The organism is Arthrobacter sp. YN, from assembly GCF_002224285.1.
GTDB lineage: Bacteria > Actinomycetota > Actinomycetes > Actinomycetales > Micrococcaceae > Arthrobacter.
Genome location: NZ_CP022436.1, coordinates 2,845,057 through 2,864,273, shown reverse-complemented (window position 1 = coordinate 2,864,273; position 19,217 = coordinate 2,845,057). Strand labels below are relative to the sequence as shown.

General features: G+C 60.9%; 21 protein-coding genes. 13 read left to right on the top strand and 8 right to left on the bottom strand.

Going from position 1 to position 19,217, the window contains the following annotated elements; genetic code table 11:
- The first annotated feature begins 85 nt into the window (after positions 1 to 85).
- The 4 genes from CGK93_RS12940 (at position 86) to CGK93_RS12925 (ending at position 3,664) form a co-directional block, all read left to right on the top strand.
- A complete protein-coding gene (locus CGK93_RS12940; protein WP_026540757.1) occupies positions 86 to 475 on the top strand; it encodes a HesB/IscA family protein in 390 nt (129 codons plus the stop codon).
- 183 nt (positions 476 to 658) lie between these two features.
- Positions 659 to 1,531 carry an aa3-type cytochrome oxidase subunit II gene (ctaC, locus tag CGK93_RS12935; protein ID WP_089595186.1) on the top strand — a complete coding sequence of 291 codons (873 nt, stop codon included), beginning with the start codon at positions 659 to 661 and terminating at the stop codon, positions 1,529 to 1,531.
- 10 nt (positions 1,532 to 1,541) lie between these two features.
- Entirely contained in the window at positions 1,542 to 3,266 is a 1,725-nt protein-coding gene (gene ctaD / locus CGK93_RS12930; protein WP_089595185.1) for an aa3-type cytochrome oxidase subunit I, read from the top strand.
- On the top strand, positions 3,263 to 3,664 hold the full coding sequence (locus tag CGK93_RS12925; RefSeq protein WP_089595184.1) for a cytochrome c oxidase subunit 4: 402 nt from the start codon (positions 3,263 to 3,265) through the stop codon (positions 3,662 to 3,664). The genes ctaD and CGK93_RS12925 overlap by 4 nt, the downstream gene beginning before the upstream one ends.
- A 71-nt stretch (positions 3,665 to 3,735) precedes the next feature.
- On the opposite strand, the gene CGK93_RS12920 is transcribed toward CGK93_RS12925, so the two are convergent.
- On the bottom strand, positions 3,736 to 4,029 hold the full coding sequence (locus tag CGK93_RS12920) for an HPr family phosphocarrier protein (RefSeq protein ID WP_198318472.1): 294 nt from the start codon (positions 4,027 to 4,029) through the stop codon (positions 3,736 to 3,738).
- A gap of 157 nt (positions 4,030 to 4,186) precedes the next feature.
- Here CGK93_RS12920 and CGK93_RS12915 point away from each other — a divergent pair, with 157 nt between their 5' ends.
- Positions 4,187 to 4,978 (top strand): GntR family transcriptional regulator, encoded by a 792-nt coding sequence (locus CGK93_RS12915; RefSeq protein ID WP_089595182.1) that lies wholly within the window; start codon positions 4,187 to 4,189, stop codon positions 4,976 to 4,978.
- Between the two features lie 160 nt (positions 4,979 to 5,138).
- Here CGK93_RS12915 and qcrB read toward each other — a convergent pair whose 3' ends face one another.
- The 4 genes from qcrB to ctaE all read right to left on the bottom strand — a co-directional run bounded on the left by qcrB (position 5,139) and on the right by ctaE (position 9,472).
- Positions 5,139 to 6,812, bottom strand: coding sequence for a cytochrome bc1 complex cytochrome b subunit (gene qcrB / locus CGK93_RS12910; RefSeq protein ID WP_089595181.1), 1,674 nt, complete (start codon positions 6,810 to 6,812; stop codon positions 5,139 to 5,141).
- Positions 6,790 to 7,860 (bottom strand): cytochrome bc1 complex Rieske iron-sulfur subunit, encoded by a 1,071-nt coding sequence (gene qcrA / locus CGK93_RS12905; protein ID WP_089595180.1) that lies wholly within the window; start codon positions 7,858 to 7,860, stop codon positions 6,790 to 6,792. Before qcrA ends, qcrB begins: the two co-directional genes overlap by 23 nt.
- A gap of 96 nt (positions 7,861 to 7,956) precedes the next feature.
- Positions 7,957 to 8,745, bottom strand: coding sequence for a cytochrome bc1 complex diheme cytochrome c subunit (gene qcrC, locus CGK93_RS12900; RefSeq protein ID WP_089595179.1), 789 nt, complete (start codon positions 8,743 to 8,745; stop codon positions 7,957 to 7,959).
- A gap of 88 nt (positions 8,746 to 8,833) precedes the next feature.
- Positions 8,834 to 9,472, bottom strand: coding sequence for an aa3-type cytochrome oxidase subunit III (ctaE, locus tag CGK93_RS12895; protein WP_089595178.1), 639 nt, complete (start codon positions 9,470 to 9,472; stop codon positions 8,834 to 8,836).
- Between the two features lie 148 nt (positions 9,473 to 9,620).
- Here ctaE and trpD point away from each other — a divergent pair, with 148 nt between their 5' ends.
- The gene (trpD, locus tag CGK93_RS12890; protein ID WP_089595177.1) at positions 9,621 to 10,685 is read left to right on the top strand and encodes an anthranilate phosphoribosyltransferase; all 1,065 of its coding nucleotides are present in this window, start codon (positions 9,621 to 9,623) and stop codon (positions 10,683 to 10,685) included.
- A 13-nt stretch (positions 10,686 to 10,698) separates the two neighbouring features.
- Here the strand turns inward: trpD and CGK93_RS12885 are convergent, their stop codons facing one another.
- Both CGK93_RS12885 and CGK93_RS12880 read right to left on the bottom strand, forming a co-directional pair.
- Entirely contained in the window at positions 10,699 to 10,977 is a 279-nt protein-coding gene (locus CGK93_RS12885; protein WP_026540747.1) for an Lrp/AsnC family transcriptional regulator, read from the bottom strand.
- Between the two features lie 71 nt (positions 10,978 to 11,048).
- Positions 11,049 to 11,438 (bottom strand): DUF3054 domain-containing protein, encoded by a 390-nt coding sequence (locus tag CGK93_RS12880; protein ID WP_089595176.1) that lies wholly within the window; start codon positions 11,436 to 11,438, stop codon positions 11,049 to 11,051.
- 133 nt (positions 11,439 to 11,571) lie between these two features.
- On the opposite strand from CGK93_RS12880, the gene CGK93_RS12875 reads away from it, so the two are divergent.
- A complete protein-coding gene (locus CGK93_RS12875) occupies positions 11,572 to 12,027 on the top strand; it encodes a VOC family protein (protein WP_089595175.1) in 456 nt (151 codons plus the stop codon).
- 102 nt (positions 12,028 to 12,129) lie between these two features.
- The gene (locus CGK93_RS12870) at positions 12,130 to 12,570 is read left to right on the top strand and encodes a VOC family protein (RefSeq protein WP_089595174.1); all 441 of its coding nucleotides are present in this window, start codon (positions 12,130 to 12,132) and stop codon (positions 12,568 to 12,570) included.
- A gap of 62 nt (positions 12,571 to 12,632) precedes the next feature.
- Here CGK93_RS12870 and CGK93_RS23585 read toward each other — a convergent pair whose 3' ends face one another.
- A complete protein-coding gene (locus tag CGK93_RS23585; protein ID WP_157731796.1) occupies positions 12,633 to 13,058 on the bottom strand; it encodes an Lrp/AsnC family transcriptional regulator in 426 nt (141 codons plus the stop codon).
- Positions 13,059 to 13,103: 45 nt separating this feature from the next.
- On the opposite strand from CGK93_RS23585, the gene CGK93_RS12860 reads away from it, so the two are divergent.
- The 5 genes from CGK93_RS12860 to CGK93_RS12840 all read left to right on the top strand — a co-directional run bounded on the left by CGK93_RS12860 (position 13,104) and on the right by CGK93_RS12840 (position 19,209).
- The gene (locus CGK93_RS12860; RefSeq protein WP_089595172.1) at positions 13,104 to 13,508 is read left to right on the top strand and encodes a tautomerase family protein; all 405 of its coding nucleotides are present in this window, start codon (positions 13,104 to 13,106) and stop codon (positions 13,506 to 13,508) included.
- Between the two features lie 230 nt (positions 13,509 to 13,738).
- Positions 13,739 to 14,755, top strand: a complete 1,017-nt coding sequence (gene iolC, locus CGK93_RS12855; RefSeq protein ID WP_089595171.1) for a 5-dehydro-2-deoxygluconokinase — start codon at positions 13,739 to 13,741, stop codon at positions 14,753 to 14,755.
- Positions 14,752 to 15,714: a Cgl0159 family (beta/alpha)8-fold protein gene (locus CGK93_RS12850; protein ID WP_089595170.1), complete on the top strand. Its 963-nt coding sequence runs from the start codon at positions 14,752 to 14,754 to the stop codon at positions 15,712 to 15,714. Before iolC ends, CGK93_RS12850 begins: the two co-directional genes overlap by 4 nt.
- Before the next feature lie 6 nt (positions 15,715 to 15,720).
- A complete protein-coding gene (gene iolD / locus CGK93_RS12845; RefSeq protein ID WP_198318219.1) occupies positions 15,721 to 17,667 on the top strand; it encodes a 3D-(3,5/4)-trihydroxycyclohexane-1,2-dione acylhydrolase (decyclizing) in 1,947 nt (648 codons plus the stop codon).
- A 30-nt stretch (positions 17,668 to 17,697) separates the two neighbouring features.
- On the top strand, positions 17,698 to 19,209 hold the full coding sequence (locus CGK93_RS12840) for a CoA-acylating methylmalonate-semialdehyde dehydrogenase (protein WP_089595168.1): 1,512 nt from the start codon (positions 17,698 to 17,700) through the stop codon (positions 19,207 to 19,209).
- Positions 19,210 to 19,217 lie beyond the last annotated feature (8 nt).

The following is a 19,217-nucleotide window of genomic DNA, read 5'->3' as shown; positions in this document are numbered from 1 at the left end:
GCATTAGGTATAACCCGTAGGTAATTGGGTAAGGGCAGGCAGCGTTCCGGCGCCGCCGCCAGGAGCTTCATAAGAAGGTAGGCCAATGAGCACTGCAACCAACGAAAACAGCACCGGAGAACAGCTCGTCGCCAACGACGAGCTGGCCACGCACGAGGTCAATCTGACCGACGTTGCCGCAGGCAAGGTCCGCAGCCTTCTGGAACAGGAAGGGCGCACCGACCTTCGGCTGCGCGTTGCAGTCCAGCCTGGAGGTTGCTCCGGTCTGATCTACCAGCTCTACTTCGACGAGCGACTGCTTGATGGGGATGCTGTACGCGATTACGACGGCGTTGAAGTCGTCGTCGATAAGATGAGCGTTCCGTACCTCAGCGGTGCCAGCATCGACTTCGAGGACACCATTTCGAAGCAGGGCTTCACCATCGACAACCCGAATGCCGGCGGGTCTTGCGCCTGCGGCGATTCGTTCCACTGATGTGAGCCATCGCCGCATGTCGGCGCCACTTCGGGTGGGTTTAAAACCATTCGGGGCCACGGCGCTGACATGTGCGCGAAAACCGCTTGATAGCGGTAAGCTCTACATCGGGTAGTAAAACTTTTAGTGTGCCCGGTGGGCCTTCGGCCTGCCGGGAGACAGCAACAAGAGGAAGGGCCGTCTGTGAGTTCGCAGAACCGAACCGGCAGCCGACGCATAAAGATCACATCGATCACTGGCTTGGCACTAGCCGGCGCGTTGGTTTTGACCGGATGTTCACCAGAGGTAGAGAAGGGTTGGCTGCCTACAGAGCGCGGCACGACCAACCACACTGACCGGATCATGGACCTCTGGGTCAACTCATGGATCGCCGCCTTGGCAGTCGGTATCATCACGTGGGGCCTCCTGGTCTGGTGCATCATCGCTTACCGTCGCCGCAAGGGCACCACGGGATTCCCCAAGCAGCTCAGCTACAACCTGCCGCTTGAGGTCTTCTACTTGACCATTCCGCTGTTCATGGTGCTGGTGTTCTTCTACTTCACCGACCAGGACCAGCGTGCGATCGATGACCGCTCGCAGCCGGCCGACGTCGTTGTTGACGTCCGCGGCAAGCAGTGGGCCTGGGACTTCAACTACAAAAAGGGCGAGGTCATCAATGAAGACCTCCACGAGGCCGGCGTTCAGGCCCACCTGACCGGCAATGAGGTCAACAAGGAACTGCTCCCCACCCTGTACTTGCCGGTTGGCAAGTCCGTGGACCTGGAGCTGAACTCCCGCGACGTCATCCACTCATTCTGGGTTCCCGCCTTCCTCCAGAAGCGCGACATGATCCCCGGCAAGACGAACTACATCAGGTTCACCCCCACAAAGGAGGGCACCTTCGATGGTAAGTGTGCCGAACTCTGCGGTGAATACCACTCCGAAATGCTCTTCCGCGTCAAGGTTGTCTCCGAGTCTGAGTTCCAGGCACACATGGACAAGCTTCGCCAGGAAGGCAACACGGGCCTCCTCGGTGCGGAATACGACCGCAACCCGAACCTGAACGAAACCAAGTAAGGGGAGCGACGTGGCTACGTACACTCAATCCGCACCGGGGGTCCTAGAAGCCCCCGTAGTTCCTAAGTCCAAGGGGCGCATCGTCGTCAACTGGATTACCTCCACCGACCACAAGACCATCGGGTACATGTACCTGATTGCGTCCTTCGTGTTCTTCTGCCTCGGTGGCGTCATGGCGTTGCTGATCCGCGCTGAACTGTTCGAACCCGGTATGCAGATCCTGCAGACCAAAGAGCAGTACAACCAGATGTTCACAATGCACGGCACCGTAATGCTCCTGATGTTCGCAACGCCGCTGTTTGCCGGCTTCGCGAACGTCATCATGCCGTTGCAGATCGGCGCCCCCGATGTCGCCTTCCCGCGTCTGAACGCCCTGGCTTTCTGGTTCTTCCTCTTCGGTTCGACCATCGCTGTCTCCGGCTTCATCACTCCCCAGGGAGCTGCTTCCTTCGGCTGGTTCGCTTATGCACCGTTGTCGAACACCACCTTCAGCCCTGGTGTAGGTGGTGACCTGTGGGTCTTCGGCCTGGCCCTTTCCGGGTTCGGAACCATCCTTGGTGCCGTCAACTTCATCACCACCATCATCTGCATGCGTGCACCGGGCATGACCATGTGGCGTATGCCGATCTTCACCTGGAACACGCTGGTCACGGCAATCCTGGTCCTGATGGCCTTCCCGCCGCTGGCAGCTGCCTTGTTCGCCCTTGGCGCCGACCGACGCTTTGGTGCCCACATCTTCGACCCCGAGAACGGCGGTGCAGTCCTGTGGCAGCACCTGTTCTGGTTCTTCGGGCACCCTGAGGTGTACATCATCGCGCTGCCGTTCTTCGGCATCGTTTCGGAGATCTTCCCGGTCTTCAGCCGCAAGCCGATTTTCGGCTACAAGGGTCTGGTCTACGCGACCATCGCCATTGCGGCGTTGTCCGTCACCGTGTGGGCACACCACATGTACGTGACCGGTTCGGTGCTGCTGCCGTTCTTCGCCTTCATGACAATGTTGATCGCAGTGCCCACGGGCGTGAAGTTCTTCAACTGGATCGGTACCTTGTGGCAGGGCTCCATAACGTTTGAAACACCCATGCTTTGGAGCATCGGCTTCTTGGTGACATTCCTCTTCGGTGGTCTCACCGGCATCATCCTGGCCTCACCGCCACTTGACTTCCACGTTTCCGACTCCTACTTCGTAGTGGCCCACTTCCACTACGTGGTGTTCGGTACCGTCGTGTTCGCCATGTTCGCAGGGTTCTACTTCTGGTGGCCCAAGTGGACAGGCAAGATGCTCAACGAGCGCCTTGGCAAGATTCACTTCTGGCTCCTGTTCCTCGGCTTCCACGGCACCTTCCTGATCCAGCACTGGTTGGGTGTTGAGGGCATGCCGCGTCGCTACGCCGATTACATGCCGCAGGATAACTTCACGTGGATGAACCAGTTCTCCACCATCTCCTCCTTCGTCCTGGGTGCTTCGCTCCTGCCGTTCTTCTGGAACGTCTACATCACGTGGCGCAGCAACAAGAAGGTAGAAGTGGATGACCCGTGGGGCTTCGGTGCTTCGCTGGAGTGGGCTACGTCCTGCCCGCCGCCGCGTCACAACTTCACTTCCTTGCCGCGTATCCGTTCGGAGCGCCCGGCGCTGGACCTGCACCACCCTGAGTTGGCACAGGTCCACACTGCCGAGGCCCCGTCGCCTGCAGCAGCTGTTTTGGGTAATGCCGACCAGAAGGACGTCAGCAAGTGAAAATCGAATCGTGGCTCTTTGGAGCCGGAGTCTTCTTCTTCGTCCCCGTGGCCATCGCCTACGGATTCCTGACTGAATGGTCCGAGTGGGTTGGTGTCCTGGGCATCCTCCTTGTCGGTGGCCTGGCGGGCATGATCGGCGCATATCTTGGTTTCACCGGTAAGCGGATCGGTCTTCGTCCCGAGGACCGTCCCGACGCCGAGATCCACGAAGGCGCCGGCGAGCAGGGGCACTTCAGCCCATGGAGCTGGTGGCCGCTGGTTCTGGGTCTCGCTTGTGCCGGTGGATTCCTTGGCCTCGCCATTGGGTTCTGGGTGACGTACGTCGCCGGTGGCCTCGCCCTCGTGGCATTGGTTGGCTGGGTTTTTGAATACAGCCGCGGCGACCACGCGCACTAGCAGCTAGTTCCAAGCACACGAAATGGGCCCCACCGGAAGGTGGGGCCCATTTCTTTTACCTGAATAGGGGCTCAGCGAGCCTCTGTGGCCCCAAGGACGGCCGAAAGAGCGGTCAAGGCACTCTCAACTTCGGGAACGGTTTGTCCGCTGATCAGCGCGTCTGGTGCCACTTCGAGAAGTACTTCGCAGCCGTGTCCGAAATCCTCCGTCATCACTTCCAGCAGTGAGCGTGCATCAACAGGTTCTCCGTCTTGTTTGCGTATGGTGACCGGCAGGCCGGTGTCAGTGACAGCACGGACGAACACAGCTGCCGCACGTGCGTGCAACCCGATTTCCGCGGCCACAATGGCCTTCTGCTCCGGCAACCCAGCTCCCTTGGTAGTCGACGGATCATCCGTCGGAAAATTGTCCATACAAGCGTAGCGCCCTGGGCCCCACCGCTCCACATGAACCGCACGTGGTCTAGACCTGAAGTGCCACTGAATTATCCTTGAAGCATGAATCAATTGCTGGACCGCCGCAGTGCCTGAGGCAGCAAACATAGCAGGCGAGATCGACCGCACCAGTGGCACTCCGATTTACGTACAACTCCGGGAGATCCTGCGGGCCTTCATTGCCCAATCCTGCCCGCCGGGTTCTGCGCTTCCCTCGGAGCGGGATCTGTCAGACCGATTTGGTCTGGCCCGGATGACGGTGCGCCAAGCCATTGACGCCTTGGTTGGCGAGGAGGTCATTGAGCGTGTTGTAGGGCTGGGGACTTTCGTGAGGAAGCCCAAGCTGGATCTTCAAGTGAAACTGACGTCCTACAGCGAAGAGATGCAACGCCGAGGTATGGTCCCGGCTGCGAAGGTACTCAGCTTCGAACAGATCTCAGCCAGTGCATTCCTGGCCCGGGAGCTCCAGCTGGAGGAAGGCACGCCTCTGGTCCGGTTCAGGCGGTTGTTGCTCGCTGACAATGAGCCCATGAGTGTTGATGAGAACTTCATACCCGCCCATCGCGTCCCAGGTCTGTTGGATGAAGCGCCGCCCACATCCCTGTACAACGTCCTGAGCGAACGCTTTGGCTTGGTAATGGAGTGGGGCGAGGACATGATTGAGGCCACGGCAGCGTCGCCCTCCACAGCCCGGCTTCTCAACGTCGATGTCGGTGCCCCTTTGCTGAAGATTCAACGGCACGCTTTCGTAGCCCGCGCCATGGTGGACTACTCCGTTTCTTACTATAGGGCTGACCGCTACAAGCTCTGGGTCCCCCTGCAACGCCCAGGAGTGAGGCCTACGCGCAACTACTCCTCGGGGTACCGCACTCAGCCCTAGCGCCCGCCAGGACGGGCGCGCCCATACATGTATGGCGGCAGTGCGGAAGTACAGCCGCACAGAGCCCGGGGAAAAGGGTTTACGGGGGTAAAGCTGGTGCACAAAAAGTAGGGGCCCGGTCCATTGGACCGGGCCCCTACTTTTATGCGAGTTCCAAGCGTTAGTGGCTCAGGCTCTTCTGGTCTTCGCCTGCTTCAATGGCTTCATGGTGGCCATGTGCGTGGGCGGCTTCGAGTTCGGCGGGTGTTGCCGGGGCAACACGGTCCTCGAAGAACCACTTGGAAAGTGCCGCGCGGCGCTTTTCCTTGCTGGTGACAACACCGTGTTCGTTCGGCTCAGCCGGCAGGGGAGCCGGTGATTCGAATCCAACAAGCTTGTAGCGCTTGTACTCATCAAGTGGAGCGTGGACCTCGATGAATTCACCGTGCGGGAGACGGACGATGCGTCCTGTTTCCCGGCCATGCAGGGCAATCTCGCGGTCCTTGCGCTGGAGGGCGAGTGCGATGCGCTTGGTCACGATGAAGGCGATGACCGGCCCGATGAAGAACAGTGTTCGCAGCCAGTAGGTGACGTCGTTCAGGGAAACGTGGAAGTGGGTTGCGATGAGGTCGGAACCAGCGGCTGCCCACATCACGCAGTACCAGGTAAAGCCTGCAACACCGATCGCTGTGCGGGTAGGCACGTTGCGGGGACGGTCGAGAACGTGGTGTTCGCGGTTGTCCTTGGTGATCCAGCGTTCGATCCACGGGTACATGAACAGAACCGTGAAGATGATTCCAGCAGGAACCAAGGCCGGAAGCAGCACGTTCAGGGTCAGGGTGCGTCCGAAGATGACCCATTCGAAGTGGAAGTCATTGATGACACCCGGCATGAGGCGCAGGGCGCCGTCCACGAACCCGATGTACCAGTCAGGCTGGGTACCTGCGGAAACAGGGGACGGGTCATACGGACCGTAGTTCCAGATCGGGTTGATCGTGAATGCTGCGGCCATGAGTGCCAAGACACCGAAGACGATGAAGAAGAATCCACCGGCTTTGGCAGCGTAAACCGGGCCGAGGGGGTAGCCGACAACGTTCCCGTCGTTACGGCCCGGGCCGGGGTACTGGGTGTGCTTGTGCACAACCACCATGAAGAGGTGGATCACGATCATCAGCAGGATGAGTGCGGGGACCAGGAGGATGTGCAGGACGTACAGGCGGCCAATGATGGCCGTACCCGGGAATTCTCCACCGAAGAGGAAGAAGGAGATGTACGTGCCAATCACCGGGATGGACTTGATAACGCCATCGATGATGCGCAGGCCGTTGCCGGAGAGCAGGTCATCGGGGAGCGAGTAACCGGTGAAGCCGGCTGCCATCGCCAGGATGAGCAGCACGCCGCCCACCACCCAGTTCATTTCGCGCGGCTTGCGGAAAGCACCGGTGAAGAAGACGCGCAGCATGTGGACACCCAAGGAGGCCACAAAAAGCAGTGCTGCCCAGTGGTGTACCTGACGCATGAACAGACCGCCACGTACATCAAAGGAGATGTTCAGCGACGAGCTGTAGGCAACGGACATTTCTACGTTGTACAGCGGAGTGTACGAACCCTGGTAATGGGTTTCCGCCATGGACGGATCGAAGAAGAAGGTCAGGAAGGTACCTGACATCAGCAGGATGACGAAGGAGTACAGCGCCACCTCACCGAACATGAACGACCAGTGGTCGGGGAAGACCTTCCGGCCGAACTCACGCAGGATGCCGGAGCCACCCACGCGCTCGTCCACGAAGTTGGTGAAACTACCAACCTTGGTCTTCGGAACGAAGGGGGCTTCAGCTGTTGATGAGGCGCTCATGCTCGTCACGCTCCCAGTAACTCGGTCCTACAGGTTCTCTGAAGTCGCTTGTGGCGACGAGGTAGCCTTCTGCGTCAACTGCAATAGGCAGCTGGGGGAGCGGACGGCTGGCCGGTCCAAAGATGACCTTGCATTCCTGCGTGAGGTCAAACGTGGACTGGTGGCACGGGCAAAGAAGGTGGTGCGTCTGCTGCTCGTAAAGAGCAACGGGGCATCCGACGTGCGTGCAGATCTTGGAGTAAGCAACGATTCCGTTGTAGCTCCAGTTTTCACGGCCCTCTGAGGGGTGCAATGAATTCGGATCCAGGCGCATCAGCAGGACGACGGCTTTCGCCTTTTCGTTCAACTTGCCTTCGTGGAGCTCATTGAGGCCTTCGGGAATGACGTGGAAGGCAGAGCCAATGGTGACGTCCGAGGCCTTGATGGGAGTGCCATCGGGGTCGCGGGTCAGGCGCTTCAGCTTGCCGCCTTCAGGAGCCCACATGGTGTGTGCCAGAGCATCGTCAGGACGCGGGCCCAAATCGCCGAAGATGGCGAGAGCAGGCAGCGGGGCAAGCGCAACTGCACCAAGAAGGGTGTTGCGGATCAGCGGGCGGCGCTTGATGCCGGTCTCTTCGACGATGTCGTCGACGATCCGGACAGCTGCCTGGCGATCCTCTTCGGTACGGATGGCGTGGCGCTCTTCAGACACTTCGTGATCGGGCATCAGGGCCTTGGCCCAGTGCACGATACCGGTGCCGATGCCGAGCATTGCGAAGGCCGTGCCTAGCCCCAGAAGGAGGTTTTGGTTACGGATGGTCGCAATGGTGGTGTCGTCGCCCAGATCGATGGCGAAGTACGCCACCAGGAAGACCAGCGTGCCAATGACGGAGGTGCCAAACAGAATGGCTACCTGACGCTCGGCTCGCTTTGCGGCTACCGGGTCCGTGTCAGCCAGGCGCAAACGATGCGGAGGGAGTCCAGGATCCTGGAACTTCTCCACCTCATTCTGACCAGCCGTAGCTACGGTGCCCGAGTGGTTCGGACTGCCGTCACTATGGTTGCCCATAATTCGCCTCATCCTTCTCTCGTTGTCTCGGCCGGGGCCGAGTTATTTTCAGTTTCAAACTGCTGACTGTGCAGCAGAAGTTTTGTGGTGTCCGGATCAGGACGTGCGTGACGTCAACCAGATGGTGAATGCGATGATGACACCCAAACCGGCAACCCAGACAAAGAGGCCTTCAGACACCGGGCCAAGTGCTCCCAGGTCCGCGCCACCGGGTGAACCGTTGGCTTCGATGGTCTTCAGGAAGGTGATGATGTCGCGCTTGTCTTCAGGAGTGACATTGGAATCACTGAACACAGGCATGTTCTGCGGTCCGGTCACCATGGCCTCGTAGATGTGCTCTGCGCTGACGCCGGCCAGTGCAGGAGCAAACTTGCCGCGGGTCAGTGCACCGCCGGCAGCGGCTGCGTTGTGGCACATGGCGCAGTTGACGCGGAAGAGTTCGCCACCATTGGCGGCATCCCCCTTGCCGTCGAGGAGGTGTTCCTCGGGAATGGCCGGGCCTGCTCCGAGGGAAGCAACGTAAGCGGACAGCTGCTTGGTCTGCTCTGCGTTGAACTGGGCGGGCTTCTGCTGGGCCTGCGGTCCGCTCATCTGCATGGGCATACGTCCGGTGCCAACCTGGAAGTCAACAGCTGCAGCACCCACGCCGACCAGCGAGGGGCCGTCCTGGGTTCCGGACGCACCCATGCCGTGGCAGGTGGCGCAGTTGGCGGCAAAGAGCTTGCCGCCTTCTTCTACGTCACTGGCGCTGTAGCTGGTGGTGTCGGCCTTGGCCTGGTTGACAGTTGTGGCAACGGCGTACAGCCCACCAGTGAGGAGGAGGCCCATCAACAGCAGCGCAATGGCTGCCAGTGGGTGACGTCGCTTCTGCGATAGTGCCTTCACGTGGTGGTTCCTTTATTCGATCCTGCGTCGGCTCCGCGAGCCGCTTCTTGAAATTCTGCCTCTTGTAGAAAAAGAGTCAAAGCCGGGCTTACTTGAGGACGTAGATGACCAGGAAGAGGCCGATCCACACAACGTCGACAAAGTGCCAGTAGTACGAGGTGACGATCGCCGACGTCGCTTCAAAGTGCCCGAACTTCTTGGCTGCGAAAGCGCGGCCAATGATGAACAGGAAGGCGATCAGGCCGCCAATGACGTGCAGGCCGTGGAAGCCCGTTGTCATGTAGAAGGCGGAGCCGTAGGCGTTGGAGGACAAGGACACGTGCTCGGAGACGAGCATGGCGTATTCCGTGGTCTGTCCGGCTACGAAGAAGGCACCCATGATGAAGGTGAGGACAAACCATTCAGACATGCCCCAGCGGGTGATTTGGAGCGGGCGGCCGGTACGGCGCGGTTCGAGCCGCTCGGCGGCAAAAACGCCCATCTGGCAAGTAAACGAACTTGCCACAAGGACGATCGTGTTGACGAGCGCAAACGGGAAGTTGAGCTTGGCCGTCTCCTCGGCCCACATCAGTCCAGATGTGGAGCGCAGGGTGAAGTACATGGCAAAGAGGCCGGCGAAGAACATCAACTCACTGGACAGCCAAACAACGGTTCCAACAGAAACCAGGTTGGGGCGGTTCAGCGTCGGGTGCGCCGGGGTACTGGGGGCATGGGTCGCAGATGTCACAAGGACATTATGTCTGTAAAAGTCCAGAGTTCCCAATGCAAACCACCGATTCGGGAGACTTTTTCTACAAAGACGCGAAATCGCGCGGAAAAGTTCCCGGCTGCGTTCACATTGGTCATCGGCGTGGCAGGGTCGATAGCATCAGTGGGTGACTTCTCCGGCATCGGCACCTGCAGCCAGCAATACCTGGCCTGGGCTCATCTCAGCACTGATCAACGGCGACGACCTTGCAGTGGGCAATACAGAGTGGGCCATGAACACCATCATGTCCGGTGAAGCGACTCCTGCGCAGATTGCCGGGTTCCTTGTTGCCCTCCGGTCCAAGGGCGAAACAGTGGAAGAGTTGGCCGGCCTGGTCCAAGCCATGGTCCAGCACGCCAACCCGATCGGGATCACCGGCGAGAAGCTCGACATCGTCGGGACAGGTGGAGACCGGCTCAATACCGTGAACATCTCCACCATGGCCGCGCTCGTTGCTGCCGGCGCCGGCGCCAAGGTGGTCAAGCACGGCAACAGGGCAGCTTCGTCGACTTCCGGTTCGGCAGATGTGTTGGAGGCCATGGGTGTTCGACTGGACCTCTCGATCGAGCAAGTGGCCCGGAACGCTGAAGAGGCAGGAATCACCTTCTGCTTCGCGCAGGTTTTCCACCCTTCATTCCGGCATACGGCTGTACCCCGCCGGGAATTGGCAGTTCCCACCGCCTTCAATTTCCTGGGGCCCTTGACCAACCCGGCTCACGTACAAGCGTCGGCTGTGGGCGTTGCCAATGTCCGGATGGCTCCGCTGGTGGCCGGCGTGCTGGCCCGGCGCGGCAGCCGTGGACTGGTTTTCCGTGGGGACGACGGACTCGATGAGCTGACGCCTACGGGACCATCCACAGTCTGGGAAATTCGGAATGGCACAGTCACCGAGCAGGTGTTTTCTCCCACGGAGCTTGGTATCGGTCCCTCTACGGTGGCGGATCTCCGCGGAGGTGACGCTGCTGCCAACGCGGGAGTTGTCCGCGACATCCTCGAGGGAAAGACGGGCCCGGTGCGGGACGCCGTCCTCCTCAATGCAGCCGCAGGCCTGGTGTCCTATGACCTGAACGCTGAGGGAACCCTGACAGAGCGGATGCGCGCGGCATTCGCCCGGGCGGCCGAGTCCGTGGACTCAGGGAAGGCTGCCGACGTCCTCGCGAAGTGGACGGAACTCAGTCGGAGGGATCTTTAGGGCAGGGAGTCGCTTACTCGAAGCCGAGCGCGAACGCCGCGTCAAGGTCGTGCTGCGAATAGGCCCGGAAGGCAATGTGGGTAGTGGTGTGAACCACGGAACCCACCTTGGATAACTTGTCGGCGATGACGTCGGCCAACTCTTCGTGCTTGGTCACCCTGGCTACCGCAATGAGGTCCCATTCGCCCGTGACCGAATAGACCTCACTGATGCCCTGGATGGCAGAGATTTGTTCTGCGGTCTCCGGGATGCGTGAGGCATCTGTCTTGATCAGGACGAAAGCGGTGATCACGTGGGGCCTTTCCGGAAAAGCATCATTGCGGACTGTTTCAGCCTAGTGCATCGGCAGGGGACAGGTCCTGTTCAAACGCGGCGTTGCCGCCTCCGGGAGACGCGCAGCCAGAGTGCGGCTACGGCCCGGTGGCCGAGCAGGAAAATCCCGAGGGTGATCAACGCGACAATCACGAATGGCAGGACCACCGTTTGGCCTGTAACGCCGCGGAGCAGCATTCCCACCAGTACTGCGCTGATCCAGACGAGGACGCCCGTTGGCCATACAGCCAAGGGCGTGCGCCAGGCACGCGCTGCCACCCAGGCAAGGGCTGCTCCGGTCAGGAAAGGCCACGCCGTGGCGAAGGCGCCGGAAACTATGTCTCCGCGGGCGTGCGCGTCCCTGCCAATGGCTGCGAAGACAAGAATCAACAGAACGTCCGCGATGGCTATGGGGATCCACAGTCGTGATGGTGAAGGCATGCCTCTGACACTATCCGGGGTGTCACCCCGGCGCGAAGTCGCGTGTGCTTGAGTGGAGCGTTGTGTGCAGCGGCTCACAGTACTAGCGTCTGTCTGGGGAGCAGGGCTTCCCCCGAACGCTGAGGAGTGCTTCATGCAGAAGATTTCCACCTGTTTATGGTTCGACGGCCAGGCGGCCGAGGCGGCAGAGTTCTACACATCAATTTTTGATGAATCCTCCATAGGACAAATCATGCCTGGACCCGATGGCCAAGCCCTCACCGTTGAGTTCGAGATTGATGGCCGGCACTTTATCGGCCTCAATGGTGGACCGGCCCACAAGTTCAATGAGGCCGTCTCCCTGATGGTGAACTGCGGTTCCCAGGAGGAGGTGGACCGTTACTGGGATGCTCTCCTCGCCGGGGGAGAAGAGAGCATGTGCGGGTGGCTGAAGGACAGGTTTGGCTTGTCGTGGCAGATCGTCCCCACGGCCATGTCCGCCCTTTTAGGTGGCCCGGATTCCGAGGGGTCGCGGCGTGCCATGGAGGCCATGATGCAGATGCGGAAACTGGACATCAACATCCTGCAAAAGGCGTACGACGGCGGTTGAGGACTTTGCGGAACATGGGCCACCTGGCGCAGTCAGCATTGCCGCACCATGACGAACGCCGCACTGTGACCAATCAAACATCATCCAGAAGGAGAGCGACCAATGACAACCCGTCTCAACCCTTACATCTCATTCCGGGACAACGCCCGTGATGCCATCACCTTTTATGAATCTGTTTTTGGTGGCGAACTGAATATCAGCACTTTTGGCGACTACCAGGCGAGCGAGGACCCGGCGGAGGCCGGCAAGGTCATGCATGCAATGCTGGAAGCGCCGGGTGGATTGACGCTTATGGCTGCTGACACCCCCAACGGCATGCCGTACAACCCCGGCGACAACATATCTGTCTCGCTCAGCGGCGAAGCGTGGGACGAAAATGAACTCCGTGGTTTCTGGAACAAGCTGGTGGACGGCGGTACCGTCACGGTGCCGCTGGAAACGGCACCTTGGGGCGACACCTTCGGAATGTGCGTCGACAGGTTCGGCATCGGGTGGCTGGTGAACATCGCCGGCGCGCAACAGGGGAACCGGGCCGCCGAGTAGCGCCGCAGCCGATAGTGTTATGCCCCGCCTTTTCCGGAAAGGCGGGGCATTCGCTGGTTAGGTCACCTCATGCGCTTGCCGCGGGGGTCAAGCTGATGACCCATGTGTTTCGGCGTGGGCAGAACGATGGAACGATCCATGATCTCGGCCCGAGGCAGCCTCTCGCCCAGTTGCCGCTCCAGCACTGTCATGTCCTCAACCCTGCGCAGCCATACGGACATGATGATGGAGTACGTGCCTCCGGTGGTAGTGACGAGGCGGACCTCTTCCAAGCCTGACAATCTTCGCGCCACCTCTTCCACCTTGGTAGCCGGTACTCGCATGAAGTACCAGACGCACACCGGCCAGGGCGTGTAGGAACGGGCAACTTCCCGACGCAAAACCCCTGCCTCAAGGAGATCGATGAAGCCATGACGGAGCGGCCCAAGGGCGACGCCACCACGGTGACCTGAGGCAGAGGACCCAGCCGCCTTCCTTGCATGCCCCATTCACAATTTGTTAGTATGTCAGGACAAACTACAAAAGGGGCCAAGATGCCGCTCGTTCGAATTGACGTAAACGCCGGCAGGAGTCCGGAAGCGCTAAGTGGGATCAGCCGAAGCATCCATGACGCGATACTGGCTGAGTACGGCATCCCTGAGCGCGACTACTTTCACATCGTCACGGAGCACTCCGAAGGCCAGATTTACGCCCAGGATGCCGGATTGGGTTTTGAGCGGACTTCAAACGTCGTCATGATCCAAATATTCACCCAGGAGGGGCGGAGTCGGGAAGCAAAGCAGTCCCTTTTCGCGGCAATTGCCGCCCGGCTGGGTGAGGTTGGGGTCGCTGGTGAGGACGTGTTCCTTGGGTATGTCGAAAACACTGCAAGTGACTGGTCCTTTGGCTTTGGCCGCGCCCAGTACGTAACGGGCGAATTGGCGGTTCCGCGAAAGTAGCCCCCGTTGCCAGGCTTGGCGTCGTCGCCGCCGGTGGCCCGCGGAATGAGTCCTTCCGCGGGCATTTCAGGGCAACTACGTTTCGTTGTAATTATGTCAGTACAAACCTTTGACAGGACATTAATTCTGGTGCAGAGTAGTCATGTGGCCCCGCTCACTGAGGGGTGGCAAGGCATTGGGGCCCAGCGCTCAAAGGTTCAGAGTTCACAAGAGAAAGGTCAACGATCACCGTGACCCACGAACTGCTTACGATCGGGCGCATCAGCGTTGATATCTACCCGAACGACATTGGGGTGGACCTGGAGGACGTGACGTCTTTCGGCAAATACCTTGGAGGTTCGCCCTCGAACGTGGCCGTCGCTGCCGCACGTCATGGTCGCCGCACGGGAATCATCACCCGCACCGGTGACGATGCCTTCGGTAACTACCTCCACCGGGAACTGCACAAGTTCAACGTGGACGATTCTTTCGTCTTGCCGGTCAAGGAGTACCCCACGGCCGTGACCTTCTGCGCGATCAAGCCGCCGGAAGACTTCCCTCTGTACTTCTACGGCCGGTTTCCCACCGCCCCCGACCTGCAGATCAAGGCTGAAGACCTCGATCTTGACGCCATCCGGGACGCCGGAATCTTTTGGTCCACCGTCACCGGCCTCTGCCAGGAACCCAGCCGCAGCGCCCATATCAAAGCGCACGAGGCCCGTCCCCGCACCGGACTCAAGGAAGGTCAATTCACCATCCTGGACCTGGACTACCGCCCGATGTTCTGGACTTCTGAAGAGGAAGCCCGTGGAGAGGTTGCGAAAGTTCTCCCGCACGTGACTGTGGCGATTGGCAACGACAAAGAATGCGCTGTTGCCGTGGGGGAGGGAACTCCTGATGAGCAGGCGGACCGCTTGCTCGCCGCCGGCGTCGAAATTGCGGTCGTAAAGCTCGGGCCCGATGGTGTCATGGCCAAGACCCGTAGCGAACGCGTGGTTTCCGCCCCGGTCCCCGTGGAAACTCTCAATGGCCTGGGTGCCGGCGATTCCTTCGGCGGCGCTTTCTGTCACGGTTTATTGTCGGGCTGGCCGCTTTCCGAGGTGCTGGACTACGCCAACGCCTCCGGTGCGATCGTTGCTTCCCGCCTTTCCTGTGCCGATGCAATGCCGACGCCGGATGAGGTCACCTCGCTGCTGGCAGAGCGTGGCCGGCCTGTGCCCGGTGCAGCACTTACGGCGTCCACCCTCGCAGAAGGAGCAGTGCGATGAGCCTGAATGATGACCCCCGCCGGTACGAGCATTTGAGCCGAGTCCGGTTGGAGGATCCGGAGGCGGTAGCCCGGGCGGCTGCCACCCGGCGCAGGCATCCAGGACTGAAGCACGGCACGCAGAATTTTATTGTGGCAGCTGACCACCCGGCACGCGGTGCGCTGTCCGTCGGTTCGCAACCGATGGCCATGGCTGATCGCAGGGATCTTCTGGATCGGTTGCAGATTGCCCTGGCGAACCCCGCCGTTGATGGCATCCTGGCCTCGCCGGACATCATGGACGACCTCCTGTTGTTGGGTGCCCTGGAAGGCAAGCTCGTCTTCGGTTCCATGAACCGCGGTGGCCTGGCAGGGCTGGTCAACGAGTTCGACGACCGCTTCACCGGTCATACCGCGGCTGCCCTGGAAGCGCTGGGCGCGGATGGCGGAAAAATGCTGACGCGCATCTGTCTGGGCGACCCGGATACTGTGGCCACCCTCGAAGCCACAGCCAAAGCTATTGACTCCCTGGCCGAACGCAAACTCATTGCCATGGTTGAGCCCTTTCTCTCGGTGCGTGATCCGCATGGCAAAGTGCGCAACGACCTCCGCGCGGACGCCGTCATCAAGTCGGTCGGCATCGCCGAAGGCTTGGGTTCGACCAGCGCCTATACCTGGATGAAACTGCCTGTAGTGGAAGAGATGGAACGTGTCATGGCCTCCACCACGCTTCCCACCGTCTTGCTGGGTGGAGACCCTGCCGGGACGCAGGACGAGATCTTCGCCAGCTGGAAGGCCGCGTTGGCACTGCCCGGCGTTCAGGGCCTCACCGTTGGGCGGACACTGCTTTACCCGGCCGACGGCGACGTGGCCGGTGCCGTAGCGACGGCCGCGTCGCTGCTGAACAATGCGGCGCCTACAGCCGCGGTTTCAGCAGATCGAGGCTTGTCGGACCGCATTCCAGTGAAAGTATCGGAGTAGCTATCAATGGGTACAGCAACCCGTCGGATGACCGTGGCGCAGGCCGTGGTCGAGTTCCTTTCCAAGCAGTACACCGCGGATTCCATCAATGGCATGGAGTACCGTGAGCGGTTGATTCCCGGCACGTTCGGTATCTTCGGGCACGGAAACGTGGCCGGCGTGGGTCAGGCGCTGAAGCAGTACCAGGCCGCGGACCCTGCGATCATGCCGTACTACCAGGGCCGCAATGAGCAGGCGCAGGTACATCAGGCCGTTGGATACGCCCGGCACACACGCCGTCGCCAGACGTTCGCCATCAGCACCTCCATCGGTCCGGGTTCCTCGAACATGCTGACCGGTGCAGCGTTGGCCACTACCAACCGTCTTCCCGTGCTGCTGTTGCCGAGCGATACGTTTGCGACCCGCGCAGCTGACCCCGTGCTCCAGCAGCTGGAACTCCCGTACGCATATGACATCACGGTCAACGATGCCTTCCGTCCGTTGTCCAGGTTCTTCGACCGGGTCTCCCGTCCTGAGCAGGTGTTTTCAGCGCTCCATCACGGGCTGCGGGTCCTCACGGACCCTGCGGACACCGGCGCGGTAACCATTTCGCTGCCGCAGGATGTCCAGGCCGAGGCCTTCGACGTTCCGGAAGAGTTCCTGGCCGAACGTGAATGGCGGATCCGCCGACCCGAGGCCGAGGATGACGACATCCGCCGCGCCGCGGAGGCCATCCGCGCCGCCAAGCGCCCCCTGATCATTGCCGGCGGTGGCGTTCTCTACGCCTTCGCCAACGACGAGCTCGCCAAGTTCGCTGAGCTCACGGGCATTCCGGTGGGCAACACGCAGGCCGGTGTCGGCGTCCTGCCGTGGGACCACAAGTTCTCCCTCGGCGCCATCGGTTCAACCGGAACGACGGCGGCCAACGCCATCGCAGCCGAGGCGGATCTCATCATTGGAATCGGCACCCGCTACGAGGACTTCACCACCGCGTCCCGCACGGCGTTCCAAAACCCGGACGTAAAGTTCGTCAACATCAATGTCGCCCCTATCGACGCCTACAAGCATGGCACCACGCTTCCGATCGTCGCCGACGCCCGCAAGGCACTGGTCAAGCTCAACCAGGCCTTGGGCGGCTATCGCGTTGGTGTCGACCTTGAAGAGAAGGTGGCAGCAGAGAAGAAGCGCTGGAACGGAATCGTGGACGAGGCGTTTGAGACCCGTTACACGCCGTTGCCGGCACAGAACGAGATCATTGGGGCCACCAACAAGGCCATGGATGACCAAGACGTTGTCATCTGCGCCGCCGGTTCGCTGCCGGGTGATCTGCATAAAATGTGGCGCGTCCGGGACCCGTTCGGATACCACGTGGAATACGCGTACTCCTGCATGGGCTACGAAATTCCCGGCGGTTTGGGCGTCAAGCGCGCAGCGCTGGCCGAAGCCGCCGCTGGCGGCGTCGAGAGGGACGTCGTTGTCATGGTCGGGGACGGCTCCTACCTGATGATGCACACCGAACTGGTCACCGCCGTCGCCGAACGCATCAAGCTGATCGTGATCCTTATCCAGAACCACGGCTACGCCTCCATCGGCTCGCTCTCCGAATCTCTCGGTTCCCAGCGCTTCGGTACGCAGTACCGGGTCCTGGACAAAGAACAGCACAGCTTCGACGCCGGCGAGAACCTTCCCATCGACCTCGCTACCAACGCCGAATCCCTGGGCGCAAGGGTCATCCGGATCGAACCGGGGGAGAACGTCATCGAAGCCCTCGGCGCTGCCATCAAGGAAGCCAAGGCCGCTCCGGAAACCGGGCCGATCGTGATCCACGTCGAGTCCGATCCCTTGTTGGACGCCCCGGGCTCCGAATCCTGGTGGGACGTCCCCGTCTCGCAGGTCTCGGACCTGGAGTCCACCAAGCAGGCCTACAAGACGTACACAGACCACAAGAACCGCCAGCGCAAACTGCTCGGCTAGAAACCCACAGACCTACAAGGAAGTCCGCACATGTCGACGACGACCACACTGACCACCATTCACCACTTCATCAACGGCGCTGAAACCACAGGCGAAGGGGACCGCACCCAGCCGGTCTACAACCCGGCTACCGGCCAGGTTTCGGCTGAACTGCGCCTGGCCAACGAGGCTGACCTGAACACCACCGTTGCAGCGGCCCGCAAGGCGGCGGATTCGTGGGGCGACATTTCCTTGGCCAAGCGCACTGCGGTGTTGTTCAAGTTCCGTGAGCTCGTCGCCGCGCACGTGGACGAACTTGCTGAGCTGATCACCGCCGAACACGGCAAAGTCCTCTCCGACGCGAAGGGTGAGATCGGCCGTGGCCTGGAAGTCATCGAGTTCGCCTGTGGCATCCCGCAGCTGCTCAAGGGCGACTACTCGGACCAGGTCTCCACCGGCATCGATGTCTTCTCCTTCCGCGAACCCCTGGGCGTCGTGGCAGGTATTACCCCGTTCAACTTCCCGGTCATGGTGCCGCTGTGGATGGCACCGATGGCCATCGCCACGGGCAACGCCTTCATCCTCAAGCCCTCCGAGCGTGACCCGTCAGCACCGATGCTCCTGGCCAAGCTCTGGAAGCAGGCCGGCCTTCCCGACGGCGTCTTCCAGGTATTGCACGGCGGCAAGGAAACCGTCGACGGTTTGCTGACCCACCCGGACGTGGACGGAATCTCCTTTGTTGGTTCCACTCCGATCGCCCAGTACGTCCACGAGACCGCTACCAAGCACGGCAAGCGCGTCCAAGCCTTGGGCGGGGCGAAGAACCACGCCATTGTGATGCCCGACGCCGACCTTGACAACGCAGCTGACCACCTCGCTGCTGCTGCTTTCGGCTCCGCGGGGGAGCGCTGCATGGCTATCTCTGTTGCCGTTGCTGTGGGTGACGCTGCGGACCTGATCGTAAAGAAGGTCGAAGAACGCGCCCTGGCCGTGAAGGTCAAGAACGGCACGGAACCCGACGCCGAAATGGGCCCGGTCATTACCCCGGCCTCCAAGGAACGCATCGTCAAGATCGTCACCGAAGCCGAAACCGCAGGCGCGGCCATGGTGGTTGACGGCCGCGACCTGGTGGTCCCAGGCCACGAAGACGGCTTCTGGGTAGGCCCCACGGTGATCGACCACGTCAAGACGGAAATGACCGCCTACACCGAGGAGATCTTCGGCCCCGTCCTGGTCGTGGTCCGTGTGGCCGACCTCGAGGAAGGCATCCGACTGATCAACTCGAACCCGTACGGCAACGGGACGGCGATCTTCACCTCATCGGGTGCGAACGCAAGAAAGTTCCAGCGCTCCGTGACTGTAGGCATGGTCGGCATCAATGTGCCCCTGCCCGTCCCCGTGGCTTACCACTCCTTCGGCGGCTGGAAGAACTCCCTCTTCGGCGACAAGCACATTTACGGCCCCGAGGGCGTCTCCTTCTACACCCGCGGCAAAGTCATCACCTCACGCTGGCCCGAACCCACCCACGCGTCCGGCGCCTCGTACAACTTCCCCTCCAACTAAATCCGTCC